Origin of the sequence: Pseudomonas qingdaonensis (assembly GCF_018398475.1) — a bacterium.
Lineage (GTDB): Bacteria > Pseudomonadota > Gammaproteobacteria > Pseudomonadales > Pseudomonadaceae > Aquipseudomonas > Aquipseudomonas palmensis.
The window spans coordinates 5,890,967-5,909,820 of record NZ_CP074676.1 but is presented as its reverse complement, the minus strand read 5'-3'; the positions used below and the strand labels follow the sequence as shown (position 1 = coordinate 5,909,820).

16 protein-coding genes and 1 pseudogene are annotated in these 18,854 nt (G+C 55.3%); 13 read left to right on the top strand and 4 right to left on the bottom strand.

Annotated features, from left to right (window positions below):
• Positions 1–99 precede the first annotated feature (99 nt).
• From KH389_RS27095 to KH389_RS27465, 3 genes are all read right to left on the bottom strand, one after another.
• The gene (locus KH389_RS27095; RefSeq protein WP_213606634.1) at positions 100–357 is read right to left on the bottom strand and encodes a hypothetical protein; all 258 of its coding nucleotides are present in this window, start codon (positions 355–357) and stop codon (positions 100–102) included.
• Between the two features lie 765 nt (positions 358–1,122).
• Positions 1,123–2,004 (bottom strand): RHS repeat domain-containing protein, encoded by an 882-nt coding sequence (locus KH389_RS27090; RefSeq protein ID WP_213606632.1) that lies wholly within the window; start codon positions 2,002–2,004, stop codon positions 1,123–1,125.
• A 22-nt stretch (positions 2,005–2,026) separates the two neighbouring features.
• Positions 2,027–5,686, bottom strand: a complete 3,660-nt coding sequence (locus tag KH389_RS27465; RefSeq protein WP_244988670.1) for an RHS repeat domain-containing protein — start codon at positions 5,684–5,686, stop codon at positions 2,027–2,029.
• 380 nt (positions 5,687–6,066) lie between these two features.
• On the opposite strand from KH389_RS27465, the gene KH389_RS27080 reads away from it, so the two are divergent.
• The 12 genes and pseudogenes from KH389_RS27080 to KH389_RS27025 all read left to right on the top strand — a co-directional run.
• Positions 6,067–6,795: a type II secretion system protein GspK gene (locus tag KH389_RS27080; protein ID WP_213606630.1), complete on the top strand. Its 729-nt coding sequence runs from the start codon at positions 6,067–6,069 to the stop codon at positions 6,793–6,795.
• 93 nt (positions 6,796–6,888) lie between these two features.
• Complete coding sequence (locus tag KH389_RS27075; RefSeq protein WP_213606628.1) at positions 6,889–8,586, top strand: GspE/PulE family protein; 1,698 nt, start codon at positions 6,889–6,891, stop codon at positions 8,584–8,586.
• Complete coding sequence (locus KH389_RS27070; protein WP_213606626.1) at positions 8,583–9,785, top strand: type II secretion system F family protein; 1,203 nt, start codon at positions 8,583–8,585, stop codon at positions 9,783–9,785. The genes KH389_RS27075 and KH389_RS27070 overlap by 4 nt, the downstream gene beginning before the upstream one ends.
• Positions 9,786–9,849: 64 nt before the next feature.
• On the top strand, positions 9,850–10,218 hold the full coding sequence (locus tag KH389_RS27065) for a type II secretion system protein GspG (protein WP_244988739.1): 369 nt from the start codon (positions 9,850–9,852) through the stop codon (positions 10,216–10,218).
• A gap of 32 nt (positions 10,219–10,250) precedes the next feature.
• Positions 10,251–10,658, top strand: coding sequence for a GspH/FimT family pseudopilin (locus KH389_RS27620; protein ID WP_213607560.1), 408 nt, complete (start codon positions 10,251–10,253; stop codon positions 10,656–10,658).
• A complete protein-coding gene (locus tag KH389_RS27055) occupies positions 10,655–11,029 on the top strand; it encodes a type II secretion system protein (RefSeq protein ID WP_213606622.1) in 375 nt (124 codons plus the stop codon). The genes KH389_RS27620 and KH389_RS27055 overlap by 4 nt, the downstream gene beginning before the upstream one ends.
• Positions 11,026–11,607, top strand: coding sequence for a prepilin-type N-terminal cleavage/methylation domain-containing protein (locus KH389_RS27050; RefSeq protein ID WP_213606620.1), 582 nt, complete (start codon positions 11,026–11,028; stop codon positions 11,605–11,607). The genes KH389_RS27055 and KH389_RS27050 overlap by 4 nt, the downstream gene beginning before the upstream one ends.
• Positions 11,604–12,638, top strand: coding sequence for a PilN domain-containing protein (locus KH389_RS27045; protein ID WP_213606618.1), 1,035 nt, complete (start codon positions 11,604–11,606; stop codon positions 12,636–12,638). The genes KH389_RS27050 and KH389_RS27045 overlap by 4 nt, the downstream gene beginning before the upstream one ends.
• Positions 12,635–13,243, top strand: coding sequence for a type II secretion system protein GspM (gene gspM, locus KH389_RS27040; protein WP_213606616.1), 609 nt, complete (start codon positions 12,635–12,637; stop codon positions 13,241–13,243). The genes KH389_RS27045 and gspM overlap by 4 nt, the downstream gene beginning before the upstream one ends.
• Positions 13,236–13,742, top strand: coding sequence for a hypothetical protein (locus KH389_RS27035; RefSeq protein ID WP_213606614.1), 507 nt, complete (start codon positions 13,236–13,238; stop codon positions 13,740–13,742). The genes gspM and KH389_RS27035 overlap by 8 nt, the downstream gene beginning before the upstream one ends.
• Before the next feature lie 36 nt (positions 13,743–13,778).
• Positions 13,779–16,010 (top strand): type II secretion system secretin GspD, encoded by a 2,232-nt coding sequence (gene gspD, locus KH389_RS27030; RefSeq protein ID WP_213606612.1) that lies wholly within the window; start codon positions 13,779–13,781, stop codon positions 16,008–16,010.
• Positions 16,011–16,045: 35 nt separating this feature from the next.
• Positions 16,046–16,273: pseudogene (locus tag KH389_RS27025) on the top strand (DDE-type integrase/transposase/recombinase); the annotation flags it as partial.
• A 143-nt stretch (positions 16,274–16,416) separates the two neighbouring features.
• On the opposite strand, the gene KH389_RS27020 reads toward KH389_RS27025, so the two are convergent.
• Entirely contained in the window at positions 16,417–17,013 is a 597-nt protein-coding gene (locus KH389_RS27020; protein ID WP_213606610.1) for a GNAT family N-acetyltransferase, read from the bottom strand.
• Between the two features lie 408 nt (positions 17,014–17,421).
• On the opposite strand from KH389_RS27020, the gene KH389_RS27015 reads away from it, so the two are divergent.
• Positions 17,422–18,687: an abortive infection family protein gene (locus KH389_RS27015; RefSeq protein WP_213606608.1), complete on the top strand. Its 1,266-nt coding sequence runs from the start codon at positions 17,422–17,424 to the stop codon at positions 18,685–18,687.
• Positions 18,688–18,854 lie beyond the last annotated feature (167 nt).

Genomic DNA, 18,854 nt, shown 5'->3' with positions numbered 1-18,854 from the left:
GCGAGAAAATGAATCGCTCGAGATTGCTATGCACTGTTCCCGATGGAGGGGTCGATGGGTGTAAGAAATCTGAGCGATTCACTCTGTCTCGGCTGCGGATCAAGCAGTGACCGCAGTTCTGTTCTCGATGACTGTCGTAATAGCGAACACCTTCAGTGCGTCACTGTATTCAGACTGGCGCAACACCAGCACCTGGGTATTGCTGCCATCGTAGAGGCTGGGTTTGAGCAGCTTTCTGCAGAAGTTATCCTCCCAACCTGCGAGCTGAAGAATTGTGCCTTCGCGGACGGGCTTTTCGACCTTATCCGGCGCGATCAGTGCAGAACAATCCGGCAGCGAACGTTCTTCGCATTCCAAAGCAGGCGGATCGCCGTCCTAAAATGCTGGTTTGTTACGTGCCACCCCACCACTGACTAATGCATACCTCCGATTACTGCCTCGCCTCCAATCGTGAGCGTCTGAAATTCTCTGTTGAGGCGTTCTTCGTCGACAATATTGCCCGCCTGGAATTTTTCCAACGCTGATGCCAATGCCTTTTCAAATTTACTATGAAACCTCGCAGTTAAACTAAAAGCCGAAAGCAGGTTTTTGTCACCGACTTCATGAGTGGCTAATACTGTAACCGGCCAATAGCACGCAATCACTGCTCGCAGCTTTCGGCCTGATATGCGGAACTCCGCGACATCACGAAGTCCGCATGCTCATATTGTTACACTGGCGTTGGACGCCAACATATTATTGTAGCTCGAGCTGCAATCACTTTCGGGCCATCTTGAAAGGATTTTGCAACTAGGTTGCAGTTTTCTGAAGCATTAGCTTCGATTTGGATGAAATTTATGATCCCGTCAAATACTTCGCTTCGACCAAGCATCTTGAAGTCAGTGACACCTCTCAAAAGCAATTGAACTGAAAACTGTTCAAGTGATTGACGCTGAAAGGTGATTAGTATGTTTTGGTCAGATTGGGGCCCTCCCGGCGGGTAAACAATGCACGACTCTTCGTCGACGTGAGTTTCCCCCCAGCATTCATAGGTCATTACGATACTGTCAGCAAACCCACCAAAGTATTTCATCAAAACTTTGATGTTATCGTTTGTGAGTAGTGGAAGCCAACTCTCGTGTGTCATTTTATTGGGCAAAAGCGGCATGCCGGACCTCGTCGTATGGAACCATCAGTTTTTTTATCCCAATTATGCGCATGATCTCCCAAAGGAAGACCATTTTCATCAACATGGTTACCATGACTGAAATCGTAATCGACTTCCGCTTTTCCGTCAGCACCATATCGTCTGCCATCGCTATTGGATCCGTCGGCACGTTTGCCAGGCCAGTAGTCGCTGTTCGGTTCTCCCTTGAATGGGCGAGATTCTTTCTCGCTATCTTTGCTACTTTGGCTTTCCGGCATTTTCTCATTATGTGTGCTACCGCTTTGCCACCGTGCTGGATTATCTATATCTGCGCCGGGGAATGAAAGCGGACCGATACTAACGTCTGCCTGGGCTTGATTGCCGAAACCCCTCATGGCCGATTGAACCGTCACTACAGCCGCTAGCGCAGTCAGTGCATAGGCCGCTAGGGGGACCAAGAACGCATAATTTCCATCCGGGTCCACATATTTAAGCGGGTTGTTGTTCGTGTACGCGTAGCGATTGAAGCTGTGCAGGTTGTCGGTTTGGAAGGCGACTGGATCGACCCCCATGAACCGTCCCAGTACTGGGTCATAGTAACGCGCTCCCATGTAAGAAAGCCCGGTGCTGTCATCGTGCGCCTTGCCATGAAAGCCGATGTCATTGTCACGGCTAGCCGCCGAGCGAGTCAGTTTTTCGCCGTAGGGTTTATAGCTTTCCTTCCATTTCAGGTTGCCTGCAGCATCCGTGGCCGCGATGGGGCTGCCGGAGATGTCGTTGTGGTAGTAGGTGACTACCGCAGCCATGGCGTTGTTGACCATGGTCATGCACAGCAGAGCCACGCACAGCGCCCTGGCAGTCTTTTTCAACTTCTTCATTGGTTTTATCCCTAGCATCCATTCAAGGGCTCACGCGGTCGGCTACGCGTTTGTCGCCGAGGTAAATATATTCGGTGAGGGTGGTGCCATCGAGTTCGATCAGTTGCTTGCCGTCGATGTCGTGCATTTCGTAAACCTTAAGCCCGGCTTTAGTTACGCTGCTGCGCTGGTTGATGGCATCGTACTGGTACGCAACCTTGCTAGCGGTGACCGCGCAGTTGATACACACCAGGTGGGGCACGCTGTCGTACGTGTAGGTGGTGCCGGCGCTGCTGGCGATGTTGCCCAAGGCGTCGTAGGTAAAGCTGCTGGCTCGCTGGCCGCTGACCGAGGCCAGGCGGTTCTGTGTGTCGTAGAAGTAGTTGAGGCTGGTGGTACCGTATGTCTGCTTGAGCAGATTGCCGACGCCGTCATAGCTTATGGAGCCTGGGCCCCAGAAGCCGTCGGCATTGGTCAGGCGGTTGATGCCGTCATAGCCGAAGGTGCGGTTGAGGCTGCTGTCGGCGGTGTCGCGGATGGTCGCCAGGTTGCCAGCGCCATCGTAGGTGTAGGCACTATTAAGGTAGGTGGCGCCACCGGCCTTGGTAGTGGTGAAAGTCGCCGGCCACAGGCGAGTATTTTGAGTGTAGCTGGTAGTGGTGCCGTTGGCGTAGGTGATCTGGTTGATCATCCCAGAGGGCCAGTAGGTGACGTTGCTGACGTAGCCAGACACCGTTGTCGGACGACCGAGCACATCGGGGGTGTAGTTGATCACGTTTCCAGACTGCGGATAAGTTATGCTGGAGAGTTGGTCGTTGGCGTTGTAGGCGTACTTGGCGGTAAAGGTCTTACCATCGATGGTCAGGCTTTGCTGGATCAGGTTGCCTACTGCGTCGTAGGCCATGGTTCGGTTGCCGCCGGTGCTATTACTGGCCAGCAACTTGCCTGTCTTGTCATAGATATTGGCTACGGCTGGGGTGGTGTCGGGGTAGGTCACGCTCTTCAGACGATTTTGGCCGTCGTAGGTGTAGCGGTTAACGCCAGAAGCTCCGACCTGTTTAGTGGTCATGTTGCCGGCTATGTCACGGCCATACACAGTCTTGCCGGTTTCCGGGTCAGTCACGCTAGTGAGGTAGCCGTTGGCGTTGTAGCCATAGACGCGTGTGAAGCCACCCTGCTTGACCGATGTGACTCGGTCTGCGGCGTCGCGGGTGAGGGTGACGTTAGCGCTCGGTTCGGGGGCTGTGATGGCCATCAAAAGCAATTGGTTGGGGTTGCCATAGCCACGGTAAGTCTTGGTGATGACCTTGCTTCGTTCGTCGGTAAGGGTGTGAGTTGCCGCGCCGTAAGCGATGGTTTGGTAAGTGGTGTCGGCGTTGGTCACTCGGATAATACGGCCTAGGGTGTCATACTGGTAGCGAGTACCAGTGGTATATCCTGGATCGGAAACGAAGGTGCGGCGGCCGAGGCCATCGTACTCGTATCGGGTAGTGATGCCACCGAGGGCGACGCTGGCCACACGGCCGAATGGGTCGTAAAGAGTGGTTTCGACCAAGTTGCCGCGTTTGGTGGTTTTGCTGTTGGGTGTGTAAGTGGTGATTTGAGCATTACCCAGGGGGGGCGTCTTTGAGGTGATGCGGCCCATGCCATCATAGGTATAGCGGGTGGTCTTACCTTCACCGTTGGTGTCGGAGGTTATGTAGCCGGCGTCGTCGACTACCCGGTAGAGTGTGATGCCTTCTGGTTGTACTTCGGTCTGTGGGATACCACGTTTGTAGTTGGAGTAGGTGTGTACGCGGTTGCCGGGCAAAGTCTTGCTGGCCAGATTGCCTTGAGCATCGTAAGTGAAGCTGGTGGTGACACCGTCTAGGATTACGCTGAGCACATTGCCATTGGCATCAAAAGTTTGAGTTTTCGAACCGGCCTGCGAGCTTTCGGCTTGAACTCTTCCGATGATCCACTTGTTAGCGTTTTTCAGGTAGCTTATCTTGGTTGTAAGGGAGCCACCGTTGGGTCCTGTCTCAACTTTGGTCGTTGGATTACCGTATTCGTCTTGGTCTGAGAATGTATTGGTGTAAGTGGCTCCGTCGCGTGAGACCGTACGTGACCTCAACATTGGCGCCCAAACCTGCTTGTCGTAAACAACGCCCAGTTCATTCCACGTACGTTGGCCAGCGGCAATTAAGCGTGGTTGCCAATCATAAATAATTTTGTTGCCGTTTGGTGTGTGTTCTTCCATCAGTAAGCCTGCTTTCCACCCAACATTGCCGAAGGTGGAAATGGGGGTGCCGACACGGGTGATAATAGAGTAGCCCAGGCCAAAGTATTTGAATATACGGGTGCCATCGGGACCGGTTACGGTTGTCTGATCTAGTTGGCCCGTTCCACCTCGCAAGTATGTATAACTCCACGATCCGCCAGAGGAAAGTGTGCGCTTGGCGATACGTTCTTCACGTAGCCACATCCCTTGTATTCGTGAACTGTTCCCACCTGTAAAGGTGAGGTTTGTCGTTTGGTTGACAAAGGTATAGTCGTAAGTAATTTTTCCTCCACTCGGGTAGTGCAGTCCAATCAATTTCCTGTTAGCTGCAGTGGTATTGTTCACTGGATTGAGCGTTTCTGAGGGTTTGGCCATACTAAAGGCGCTGGGCTGATAATCGTAGCGCCATGTATCGCCACCGGGTAGTACTACGGATGTCAGAAAGGCGTTTAGTGTTGTACTTTTTGCAGAATATTCGTATTTTATAGTTCTGCCGGTGTTATCCGAAATGCTCTGCAGTCGACCGCTTGGCGATGCATAAGTGAATGTGACCTCTCTTCCATCGTTGGACTTTATCTTTCTCAACAGATTTGTAGAGCCCTCGAGCATCGGGTCAATAGCTCTATTGAAATGAGGTGGGTAATCGGAAACAATTGGGTTGTTCCACGGCTTGTAGCGAAGGCCCTGAAAGGCGTAAGTATAGCTCAGCCAGTTACCATTGATATCAGTTGCTTTTAACGGCTGTAGGTAAGTTTCAGTGCGCTCAACCGATTCTGAAATTAAGTAAGTTCGGAATACGCCGACATTGCGCTGAGCATGATAGCTTCCGAAGTCGTAAGTTGTTCCATTGGGCGCATTGACAGTAATGTTGTTGTCGAGACATTTAAGTCGCCAGTTGCTTTTTCCGCCAGCAGTGTAGTTTCCGGTGTAGAACAACTCCTCGGTGCCGCCTTCTGGTAGGCGTAAATGAATGCTTTTCGTCCAGGCGTTGGTTGAACCTTTATTCTCGCAAACAAAATCGAAAGCGGTCCTTACATAACGCACAGGGGGGGGGGCCATGCTTCCGTTGGCCGGGACGTTGTGTGAATCGTTGATTACAGAAATTACCGGAGCAGTGTCCAATCGCCAGCCTGCGCCGAGAGCAGTCCACAAATGTGAAAGCATATTGGGCGCGCGCAGACCAGCAGACGTACTGCGCATATCGTAGTTTCGATAAACCTCAATGGGCAGCCCATTCCCAGGTATTTTTAGGTCCAAATGACGGATGTTCAGGTTGCCATTATAAGTATCAATATTATCTACATATGATGGCTTCTCACTATTCGTGCCTTTTGTGACGTTGACATCCTTATCTTGATCGGTTGGTATTTCCTCTGATACTGAGAAGGCGGAATACAGCAAGGCCGCGTAAAGCGCGGCATGGCTGAACTTAATGTATCGCATGTATGTTCTGTCCTTTGAACGGATTTTGGAGAGTGTCTAGGTGTTCTTGTTTTAGCGATTGATTTATGGCGTGATAGCTAATGGTACAAAAGCTAAATTTTTAGTATTGAAACCGAAGAGTCGCCCTTGAGCTTCAAGTCAAAAATCATGTGTCTCAGGAGGTGAAAATAAACTAAGATTGTTTGCGGCAAAATTTTTCGCTCCATGAAAAACTGCATCTCGTATCATGCGATTCAAATCAGGAAGCGATTCGATATCATGTATAATGATACCCATTTGCAACTGATCGGTAAATTACCAGAAATGACCTTAACCCTGACATCAATTTTTAATGGGAGAACATTCTGTGTGCCTGTCGTTGCTTTGCGGCAGGGGCGGCCATGCTGATTGGTTTCACGCGTCAACGCGGCATGGCGTTGACGCTGGTGATCTGGCTGCTGGCAGCAATCAGCATGTTTGTCACGGGCGTGGTGGCTACCCATCGTGTGGAGAGCCGCCAGAACCATGCCGAGTTACAACGCAGCAAGGCTGTAGTCGCTGCCGAGGGCGGGCTCTCACTGGCTGTGTATGAGATGCTGCAAAACCCTGACCGGTATATAGCCAATGGTCAGACGCACCCCGTTACCCTCGATGGCGTGACGCTGGCGGTTTCGGTGCGCAGCGAGCACGGCAAGCTTGACCTCAATTTTGGTAACCTTGATTACTTCGCCCGTTTTTTCCATGTCATGGGGACCAGTTCGGAAGAAGCGAATGCATTGGTCAGCCAGATGCGTATGCGCCGGGATCAAGGTGAGCCGCTGCAGCATCTCGAAGACTTGCTCGTTGTCACCTCCATGGACACTGCACTGTATCAGCGCATCTTGCCCTACGTGACGTTGTGGGGAGGAGACGGGGTCCCCGCTGCGGCTTTCGCTGACCAGGTGTTGAGCAAGGCTATTGGTCTGCCAAAGGCACAGCAATACAACAGCAACCCAGGCTCGGTCGTGAGCATCGATGTACAGGCAATTCTTGCTGATGGTTTCACTGCAGGGCTGCTGGCGACAGTGCAGATCACCCCGGAAGACAGCGAGGCCGGTATTTTTAAGGTTCTGCACTGGCAAGAGCGCTGAACTGGGCGAGCATATCCAAAGCGAGTGCTAATTGTTATCATCCGCCGATTTTTCGGTTTCCGGTTTCTGGAAACGCCGCTGGAAGCCGTGGATATGGACGTCGACGATAGCCTTGTGGAGCACCTGGTTGAAGGTGGAAGCCTTACCCGTGATTCACTCGAACAGCTCGCAACTTTGCGTGGGGAGCAACCGCAAAGCAGTGTTAGTGAATGGTTGTTGCGCCTGGGCTTGCTCTCGGAGGCCCATCTGGCGCAGGCATGGTCCGCCACTCTGGGCTGGCAGCGTTTCGATCCGCAAGCAGCCGTCAAGCCGGAAGCTGATTTACCACCTTTGCCATTGCGCTTCCTTCACCATCACTGTGTCGTCCCGGTCGGCATGACTACTGATGGAAAATTGAAGGTGGGTGTCGCCCGTCCCGCCGAGCGTTACGCGTTGCGCGCAATAATGTACGCGACCGGGTTAAATGTACTTCCGCTTGTTGGTACCCGGAGCGAAATCGAGCAGATGATCGAAACTCTCTACGGCCGAGGCCGCACTGTGATGGGGACGCTGATCGAACAGTTCGAGGACCTAGCGGACCCCGAGAGCATCGACCATCTCAAGGACTTGGCATCGGAGGCTCCGGTCATTCGTCTTGTCAACCTGATCCTTCAGCGTGCCATGGATCTGTGTGCATCCGATGTGCATATTGAGCCATTCGAAAAACGGCTGAACGTTCGCTACCGGGTGGACGGACTGCTGCGTGAAGCAGAGTCTCCGCCAGTACGCTCGGCTGCCGCAGTCATATCTCGCATCAAGATCATGGCCCGGCTGGACATTGCCGAGCGTCGCCTGCCCCAGGATGGACGAATTGCCTTGCACCTTGCAGGGCGTCAGATTGATTTACGGGTATCGACACTGCCTACCAGTTTCGGTGAGTCGGTGGCTCTACGCTTGCTCGACCGTACCAGCGTCACGCTTGATTTCTCGCAGCTTGGATTTACTGGCAGCTATTTGGACACGCTGCTGGAGGTGCTGGAACAGCCAAACGGTATCTTGCTGGTCACTGGTCCGACCGGCTGCGGCAAGACCACCACGCTATATACCGCATTGGCTCGGCTGAACACCACGGAACGCAAGATCATTACCGTCGAGGACCCCGTCGAGTATCAGATCGATGGTGTCAACCAACTGCAGGTCAAGCCCGCTATCGGGCTGGACTTCGCGACTGCGTTGCGTTCGATTGTCCGGCAAGACCCGGACGTAATTATGATCGGCGAAATCCGTGACCTAGAAACCTGCCGTATTGCCATCCAGTCCGCGCTGACCGGGCATCTGGTGCTGTCAACGCTACACACCAATAGTGCATGTGCCAGTATCACCCGCTTGCTGGATATGGGCGCGGAGAGCTACCTGCTTGCATCTACCCTGAATGGTGTGCTGGCGCAGCGCTTGCTAAGGCGTCTCGATCCTGACCAGTGCGAAGCCTTCGAAGCCCCACCAGCACTGGTGCGTGAGCATCGCTTGGAGCATTACACTGAGGAGCGACCGATACGTTTGTTCCGCCCGCGAGCGGATGCTGCCGGGGGGGGCTACCGGGGGCGAGTGGTAGTCAGTGAACTGCTGGTCATGTCCGAGCGTATCCGCGCCATGCTGATGGAGCGGGTCGATAGCAGCGCACTGGAGCGGGTCGCCCGAGAGGAGGGCTTGCGTACACTTTATGAGGACGGGCTGCGTCTGGCTCTTACCGGTGTGACCAGTCTTGAAGAAGTGCTACGTGTCACGCGTGATGAGGGTGAGCAGGCAGCATGAGTTTTTTTCGCTACCAGGCTATGGATGGTCAAGGCAAGCGTCAGGCTGGCCTTACGCAGGCCGACAATTATGCTCAGGCGATTGTCCGGCTGCAGGCCCAAGGGTTGTTGATTGTTGAGTTATGTCCGGCGCAAGGTTACTGGCAGCGTATCGTCGGCACACGACGCCAACTCGATCAGACCGCTTTGGTGCGTTTCACCGAGCAATTGGCCACGTTGCTTGAGGCGGGACAACCGTTGGAAAGTGCGTTGGCCTTGCAGGCCCGCCAAGCAAACCGCCAGCACCAGCGTGAACTGCTTGAAGGTTTGCTCGCCCAAGTCAAGGCAGGCACATCGTTGTCGTCGGCCATGGGCCGGCAAAGTTCACTGTTTTCACCCTTCTACTTGAGCCTCGTTCGTGCAGGAGAGGCGTCAGGTACTCTGGGCGATACGATGGCCCAACTTGCGGCCTATCTGGAGCGTACCCAGTCGCAGCGCAGTGAGCTGATCAGCGCGCTGATCTACCCCGCATTTCTTGTGGCAGGAGTAATGGGGTCGTTGATGCTTCTGTTGGCGTATGTGGTGCCGCAATTCGTACCAGTGTTCAGCGATCTCGGTATTGCACTACCCATGCTTACCGAAGCCATTCTGTGGCTGGGTGAAGGGCTGGCGCGCTGGGGAGCGTTCTCTGCGCTGAGCTTGGCGCTATTTATCTGTTGTGCGTTGTTTACTCTGCGTGCCCCTCAACGGCGCCTAAAGCTGGATGCCTGGTTGCTGCGCCGTGGCGCCCTGGGAAGATTTCTACAGGAGCTGGATACAGCCAGGCTCGCACAAACATTGGGCACGTTGCTGAACAAGCGGGTGGCCTTGCTGGCAAGCCTCGATATTGCCCGGCAGGTTGCCAGTAACCGGGCTATGCAATCGGCCCTTGGCAGAGCTGCCGAGGAAGTACGCGAAGGCACACCGCTGGTAGTGGCGCTGACCCGCACCCAGTTATTTCCGGAGTTGGCGGTACAAATGATCGGGGTGGGTGAGCAATCCGGCCAGTTGGGCTCAATATTACTGAAGGTTGCACGTATCTATGACAAGCAGAACCAGACCAGCATCAAGCGCTTCATGGCGGCCTTAGTGCCAACCTTGACGCTGGTGATGACCTTGCTGGTTGCGCTGATCATGCTGGCGATCCTGCTGCCGCTGATGAGTCTGACCAGCAATATCTGAATGCAATTTACAAGGAGTTGTCGTGACAAAACGTCGTCGCAATCAGGGGTTCACCCTCTTGGAAATGCTAGCCGTGATCGTATTGTTGGGGGTTATCGCCACCATTGTAGTACGTCAGGTTGGCGGTAACGTTGACAAGGGCAAGGTTGGCGCGGGGAAGGCGCAGTTGGCTAGTTTGAGCATGAAGATTGAAAACTATGCCATGGATGTGGGGGCGCCGCCGGCCGACCTTGCCTATCTACTGGCCAAACCGGCGAATGCCCCAGGTTGGCAGGGGCCATATGCTAAACAAAGCGAATTACGCGACCCGTTCGGGCATGCCTTTGCCTACCTGAGCCCGGGTGAGCATGGTAGCTTCGACTTGGTATTCCTTGGCCGCGACGGTAAGCCAGGCGGTAAAGGTAACGATGCGGATGTGGGCAATTGGCAGTAGCCCTTCGCCAAGATGGTTTCACCCTATTCGAGATGCTAGCAGTAATGGCGTTGGTTGCCATCGCCTGCACGTTGCTGGCCACTGCGGCGACGCAAGGTCTGGCCAGCGTGCGTGAGCGTCGGGCTCCCGGCGAGTTGCTGCAGGTGTTGCGTGAGGCTCGGCTGCAGGCACGCCGTGAGCGACATCCCGTCAGCGTATATTTTGATGTGCGTGCGTTGTGCTATCGGCGAGACGCGCACAAGCCTCGTTGCTTACCCTCTAGCCTACAATGGGAGCTTCAGGTCGCGTCAACGCCAGAAGGTTCTGAACCGGCCATTCATTTCTACCCTGACGGTAACTCAAGTGGCGGCAACGTGCGGTTGCTTATCGCCGGCCGTGAGCAACGGATCAACGTCAGTTGGTTGACCGGTGTAGCAACCCTTGGGATGACGCGCCCATGACCCGTTGCAATCGCCGGCAGGGCGGCTTCACCTTGCTCGAGATGCTGGCTGCCATCGTACTGCTGGCTCTGGGCCTGACAGTACTAATGAGTGCTTTGCGTGATGCTGCGCGTGATCAGCTGGTGGGTGAGACGAAAGTCGGCATGGCACAGGTCGCCCGCTCACTAATGGCAGAGCATTCGCTGCAAATCTTGCAACCCGGTTTCGAGGCAGGGGAGCGCGATGGCATCCATTGGCGTTTTGAGTGCACATTGCGCGACAGCCTTCCGGGCATTGGCCTTTACCATCTGGCTCTTACGTTGCGCCAAGGCCAGCGCGAAGAGCGCTTTACTACGCTGCGCCTGCAGCGAGCGCAGGTAATCGCACAATGAAACACATGCAGGGGTTTACCTTGCTAGAGGTGCTGGCCGCGCTTAGCCTGCTTGGTCTGCTGATGGTACTTGCCGCCAGCAGCTTCAAAAGCAGTGGCATCGCAGCCGAGCGTAGCCAGCGCGCTGCCGAGAGAATGGAGCAAGTTCTTGCCGCTCAGCGTTTCTTACGTCAGTCGCTCGAAGGCATGCGTGACATGCCCCGGTTCGTGGGGGAATCAAAAAAAATCGAGTATCTCGCTGCCGTGCCGTTGGAGCTGGGTAGGCAGCCCAAACTGCACCGCTTGCAGTTCGTGCCCGAACAATCCGGTACATGGACGCTGCAGATAACGTTTTTCGACAAGGACAATGGCGCGCCCTGGGGCGAGTCCCAGGTGCTGAACCATCACTTACGCGACGTGCGCATCAACTATCGAGGTTTCGACGACATGCGCCGTGACAGTGGTTGGCTGGAAGATTGGCCGTGGCCGCAGCGTTTGCCACGATTGGTCCGTATTCAAGCCCGCGCGGAGGGAGGCGTGCCGTGGCCAACTTTGAGCATTGTCGTTCGCAATAATCAACAGACCGGGGCTGGGAAATGAGTGCCCCAGAGTGGCCTTCACTGAACTGGCGCGCGGTAAGTGAGCAGCTTAGCGAGCGCTGGGAGCGGTCTCCGGCGCCACGCATTCTTACCTGGTGGTGGCGCGAGTTAGTAGGCTGCCTGCCAGCTTCATTCATGCGGCAATTTAAGGTCGGTGAGCTGCGCCCGGTAATGCGTTGGCCACTGCCTTACGATGCCGCCTCAGGCTCTGCGCGGACGGTATCGTTATTGCTGGAGCACGTACAAGTGCTGGAATGCGATGTGCAACTGCCGCGCATGCCAAGGCACGTGTTGCGCAAAGTAATGGCCCACGAAATCGACCGATATGCACCATTCACCAGCGATGAAGTGTACTTCGACGTGCGTGCTCTGGGGGCAGTACCTGCTGGCACCATGAATGTCAGGCTAACGGTCATAGCACGTAGTCGTCTCGATGACATCGTGTGTCAGGTTGGAAAGCTGGATATCGAAGTGACTAGCGTTGACGTGCTCGACTGCCATGGCGAGCCGCAGGGTATCGAGCTTTTGTCAGCAAGCTCGTCTGCGGGGGTGGCCAAGCGTACGAGCGCTGTCCGTCATGGTTTGCTAGCAATCGCATTGATCCTAGCACTGGTATGCATGAGCAGCTGGGTCGAACGCCGCGAGCAAGCGCTGGAGGCGCGCCGTGCGCAGCTGGTTGATATACGTTCAAGCGCGCTGCAGGTGGATGCCATGCGTAAACAGTTGCAGGCACGTACCGAACTGGAACGCGCCTTACGTTTGCGCGAAGCACAGCGTCTTAGCAGCGTTGCGCTACTTGATCTATTGACCCGTTGTGTACCCGAGCACACCTGGCTGGAAGGCATGCGCGCCGATGCAGATGGCCTAGTCGTGCTCACCGGTACGAGCTCGCGTGCCAGCGATTTACCGGCGCAAATTAGCGAGTGTGCCGGCCTGCTGAAAGCCACTTTGCAAGGCGGTATCCAGCCTGAACTAGCGACAGGTCGCGAGCACTTCACCCTACACGCTCGCTTGCCGGGAGGCGAGGGATGAATGCCATAAAACTGAGTGCCAATTTCAGCCGTTTCAGCGCCGTTGCGCTGACGGTTGCGCTGCTGATACTGGTGTACGGATTGACGATTCACCCTTGGTTCGTCGAGCCCATGCTGCAAATCAACGAAGAAGAAGCGCTGCTGCTGACGTCTTATCAGCGCTTTACCCGGCTGGAGGCGCAGCGTGAGGCTGTCAAGATGCGCCTGGACGCCGTAACGGAATCGCCGCTGGCTGAAGGTAGCCTGCTGACCGGCCCGTCTCCGGAGGCTGCGCAAGCGCAGCTGATGCAATTGGTGGTCGATCGAGTGGATCTGCAACCGGGTAGTGGCTTGCCCTGCAGTGTGCTCAATCGAGTGCCCAAGCCGGTGACCAAGCAGGGCCAGTTGAGCCGAATTGTGGTGGACGCTGAGCTAGAGTGCGGCCCTCAGGCCTTGGCGACGACACTGCACAGACTGGAGAGCGAAGCTCCATTCCTGCTGGTGGAGACTATGGACATTCGTCGGCTGGCGCAGGAACAGACCGACGGGCCGACATTGCACCGGTTGGCCATCAACGTGCAACTGGTGGGTTATCTAGGGCAAGTCGAGGGGCAATCGTATGAATGACTATCGCCGTTTGCTCATGGCCTGGTTGCCTTACCTGCTGCCGACGCTTCTGATGAGTGCACTATGGTTTTACCTTTTGGCCACTGAAGCCGCCGTGCAATGGCCTGCGTCTAGTCCTGTGCTCGCACCTGTGGCTGGGCAGGCCGAAACTGCTCCGCTGGCCGAGCGCCCCATGATTGATTTGCAGGCTTACTCGGCCGTGTGGGAGCTACCTCTGTTTGCAGAGCAGCGACGGCCCGATCCTCAGGACCCCGATGCCGGTACGCCACCACCAGCTTTGGATGATTTGGTACTTACTGGGGTCATCGTCGCCCCGCCTTTGCGGGTGGCGCTGCTCAGACAAAGCGGCGACCAGGTGCTGTCGGCCAAGGAAGGCGATGCGCTGCCTAATGGCTGGTCGCTGGCCCGCATCGAAGAACAGAAAGTCGAACTGACCTATGGCGAACATCGCCACACTCTGGAAATCAGCAGCCCGAAGCTGCCGATGCCGATTGATTGAACGTGCTTTTAGATATTGCCCAAGGATACTGATTTCGTGGTCAACCGACTTGCAATTTCCTGCCTAACAGCATTAGTGCTGCAGGGCTGTGCCACTCCTGCTCACCCACCTAGGCAGGCGGATGACTTGATCCGTGAGGGCCTTGCCGGGACAGACGCCGAGCGGCTGCCGGACAAAACGGCAGTGGAGCTTGACGCAAAGGTGTTGCCAGCGCCGACAACCACTTTGGCTGCGGCTCCCCGGCAGCAGATTTTGCAGGGTGACCGCCAGTTCGTCGCGAATGTCTCTAAGCGAAGCCGCAGCCACTCAGCCGCCCAAGAAGGGCAGATCAGCTTCAATTTCGTCAACCAACCTATTGCAGCGGTGATAAACACCGTGTTGGGCGACGTGCTACAAGCGGATTACAGCATCGGCCAAGGTGTAACGGGGGAGGTGTCGTTCTCCACGGCCAAGCCGGTGGATAAGGGGCAGGCCCTGTCAATCCTGCAGACCTTGCTCGCATGGACCGACAATGCGCTTGTACTGCAGGTCGGCCGCTATTGGGTGGTGCCCGCTAGCCAGGCAGTGGCAGGGCAGATGACCCCGCAACTGCGCGTGCCGGCACCGGGCAGTGGCCTTAGCGCTCGGCTGTTCGTGCTGGACTACATCTCTGCTGTGGAAATGCGCAAACTACTGAAGCCATTTGCCCGCGAGAACGCTTTCCTGCTTGTTGATGCCTCGCGCAACGTGTTGGTACTCAGCGGAACACCGGATGAGCTCGCCAACTACCAGGACACCATCGACACCTTCGATCTCAACTGGTTGAAGGGTATGTCCATTGGAGTGTTCGGCTTGCAGCGCGCCAACGTCGCCGAGTTGATGCCCGAGCTCAATCAGCTGTTCGGCCCCCGAAGCGCGAGTCCGCTGGCCGGTATGGTGCGCTTTCTGCCGATCGAGCGGACCAACGCCATCGTCGCAATCTCCTCCCAGCCTGAGTATCTGAGTGAAGTTGGCCGCTGGATCGACACTATTGACCAGGGCGGTGGATACGAGCCACAGATGTACGTGTATGACGTACGTAACATGAAGGCCAACGATCTGGCGCGTTATCTACGGCAAATCTACGTTAACGAGGTGCAGAGCAGCGGTGGCCAAGGCCAGGTTGCGCCGGGACTACGTACGTTGACCCTATCGGCTGGTCGCGGAATGGGTTCTATAAGTGGTGGCATGCCGATGTCCAGCGCGCAGGATGTCATGGCCAAGCCAAGGCAAGCTGAGCAAGATGAGGAAGAACAGGCCGGAGATGATGAGAGTGGGCAAATGTCCGCTTCCGGGGTGGGAGCGAATGGCCAGGTCGACAACTTGGTGCGAATAACGGCACAACGTGGCAGCAACCAGTTACTGGTGCGCTGCCGACCGACCCAGTGGCAGGAGATTCAGGCTGCCATTCGACGGCTGGACAACCCGCCGCTACAAGTGCAGATCGAGACACGCATTCTTGAAGTCAGCCTGGACGACGGCCTGGACCTGGGCGTGCAATGGTATCTGGGGCGCTTGGCCGGTAACTCCGGTACCAAGGGGATCGAGAACGCGTCGGGCAGTCAAGGCGCGCTGGGCGGTGGTGGCGTAGGCCTGAAGGCCACCGACTCGCTGTTCTATTCGTTTGTCAGTAGCAACCTGCAAGTGGCATTGCATGCTCTGGAGAGCAGCGGTAACACGCGAGTGCTGTCGGCGCCATCGTTGGTGGTAATGAATAATCAGAACGCGCAGATTCAGGTGGGTGACAACATCCCGATCAACCAAACCAGTATTAATCTGGACAATACTTCAGTCACTACCAGCAGTGTGCAGTATGTGCAGACCGGCGTGATCCTGGACGTGGTGCCACGGATCAACCCGGGCGGGCTGGTGTACATGGATATTCAGCAACAAGTCAGTGATGCGAGCAAGCTATTGGACAGCAATGGCAACCCGAACATATCAACCCGCGCTGTGTCCACTCAGGTGGCGGTGCAAAGCGGTCATACCGTACTGCTGGGTGGACTGATAAAGCAGAATGAGGCGGACAGCCAGAGCCGAGTGCCTTGGTTGGGGCGAGTGCCAGGATTAGGTTGGCTATTTAGCAATACACAGCGTAGCCACGGGCGCACCGAGTTGATCGTGCTGATAACTCCAAAGGTAGTGAGTGATGTCAGTACTGCGCGGGAGGTGACCGACGAGTACAAGCAGCAGTTGCAACTTATTCGGCCTAAGGAAACTCCGACCGAGTCGCTCAGCAACCGGTCGTGACCAGCTTCCTGACGAAGGCCAACTCGACTTTCAGGAGCCGCTGGCACTATGTGGCGGCAGTGATCGACCTGTATGCACGCTGTGTGGTGGGCTGGGCGTTCTCACCGAAGCCCGATTCCGACCTGGTGATCAAGTCCCTGGACATGGCATACGAGCAGCGGGGCCGCCCACAGAATGTTTTATTCCATAGCGATCAGGGCAGCCAATATGGCAGCCGGGCTTTCCGCCAACGTCTGGGGCGCTATCGCTTTGAACAGAGCATGAAGCTACAGTCCACCCCCCAAGCTTGCTTGCAAACGTCAGTAACTATCGAGACTACGTTTGGCAGCTTCTTTGAAGCCCGCTTTGATCATCAGTTCATGCATCGTGGTGTGCGGCGCTTTTTTCAAAGCTTGCTCAAATGAGGTCAGGCGTAAGCCAATAACGCCTTTACGTCGTCATCGTTGAGCATGAACACACCTGCCGCCACATTTGCTCCTCGTGTGCCCATCACAACCAGGTCTGCGTACATACCTTGAGTTAGTGCAAATCCTTGCTGCTTCCCTGGAGCCGTGAATGCGCCTTTTTGCTCAAGCCCAGCATTCTCGTAAAAATCTATCAGGTCATAGCCGCACAACAGGGAGGTATCGCGCGGATCTTCGATCAGCGCACTGAGAATCTGTGAGCCAATACCGTGGCCGCGAAACTCTGGGAAAACAAAGATTTTGTGACAATAGCGTGGAACGTTTGGGTCTGGATGAACGAACAACAACGCATAGCCGTAGAGGCAGGCATTTTCATGGCTCATGGCAACCTTCAGATGCCCTGACCGGTAGCACTCGTCAAAAATTCCCGCGACATGCTTGATGGCCTTTTGGGTTGCCTCTTCTGAAAAGAAAAGAAACTGCATGGCTAGAATGGGCTGAGCGAGCAAATCCTGAAGCACGCCTTTGGCTTCATTTTCCAAGATCTGGGGAAGGAAGGTGTCGATCAGTTGTTGATCAGAAAAAGTGGTGTCTGGCATAGGTAAGCGCTCCTGCCTTGACTGGATGGCCCGCTCGTTTCGCATGGGCGATACCAGTTGTCCTAGGGTAGAGCGCCGAGCGTACCTGCCACTGTGAGAGTTTGTCATCCGACATGTCGCGGCTTGGATAACCAAGAAGCACGGCAGCTTCTTATTATGATGAAAAAGTCGGTTCGTTCAGGGTCTACATCTCGTAAGCGGGGTTAGCTGAAGGGAGGGCACGCTTGCAGGTTCAGGGAATGAGGACCACAAGTAGGGAAAGGGCTGAAAACTGAAGGGCATGCGCATGGCCCCTGGTTTGCTGGGCATGCTCGGGTTTAGCTTTTCACTGAGCTATCTATTTTTTGATAGCACATGGCCCTTCCTGCTAGCTACGATGACTCTCAGTTATCAGGATTGGGGGGCCGTATGGAGCAAACCGAAATTGAGCCGCTTTTGGCGACGGTATACGCGGTTCTCCGCGCAGAGGGTGCTGATGAGGCGGCGGAGGTAGTCCGCGGTCATCCTGCGAATGCGGAACTGACAGGCAACGACAACTGGAATGGCGGAACCAACTATTGGGAAATTCGCTTCATCATTCCTGCTTTGGAGTACGCCAAGCTCGGGGTCAAACGGGTCCAACTCCAGGAAATGATCACAACCGCGTTAAGGACGGTAACTGAGCACGAACAAAGCGACGCGTACTCGGCGCTGATCGTGCCTGCACGTGAGTATCAAATGGATTGGCGTTCAGGGAAGTCCTCCAACCTACCGAAGTCGGTGCGGCAAAACATCACGGATGGCCTACGTCTAGAGAACGTGAAGTGGTATGGGGAGCTCAATGATGTTGAATTTCTGAGTCGGCTGTATGAGCTTGAAACCCTTCCTTCCACGGACAACCGCTACAAAGACGCCGTCGGCGACATTTGGCAACATCGCTACAACAACGATGACTGGGAGGATGACTGGGTCTTCAGCGACTCCCGATTCAACCTCTTCGATGGGAGTGCTGAAGCATTTCTCCGGTTTCTCTGCGAAACGGTGCACCCCGTAGTTCGCCCCCAACGAGAAGAAGCAATTAAGCTCGTTGAGCATTTCAACGATCAACTCCAGAACGCCGGCTGGGAGTTGTACCAGGAGCAGCAAATCGCCGGCCGTCCACGCTTTTCCTACCGGTTGATAAGCAGCGCTTCGACAGAAGCGAACGCAACCAGGTCGGTCATGCGAGCGAGAGTTGTTGTCGAGGCGCTGAGCGCCGGATGGATGGCGAAGCAAATTGAACGTCTGGAATATGCAGTCGATTCGGACCCCGAATTGGCGATCGGGACAGCCAAAGAACTGGTGGAAAGCTGCTGCAAGTCCATTCTCACGAAACGAGAAATTCCGTTCACCAAGGCCGATGACCTAGGCAATCTGACAAAGAAGGTTACCAAAGCATTGCAGTTGGTTCCCGACGGAGTCAGTGAAGCAGCTAAGGGCGCTGAAAACATCAAGAATATCCTCCGCAACCTCACTCAGTTGACCAGCAATCTCACGCAGTTGAGAGGTTTGTACGGTACCGGACATGGCAAGGACGGCCAACATCGCGGGCTGCAGCCCAGGCATGCTCGGCTTGCGGTTGCCGCAGCAGTGGCATTTATCGATTTCGTGTCGGAAACGCATCGATACCGAGAAGCTTCCGAGCCGGAGAGGTGAAGAGCTTGGCAGAGCAGTCGTTTGATGGGCCCGAAGGGTGCCCTGATCTGCTTCCTTCCAGCCAGACGCTTCCAGATACCCATCAACGAACAGCGAGCTGACGCCCGCTGTGGCCGAGGAAAAACTTAACGCAGTGTCCGAGATTAGTTGACCACTACAGCGCAAAG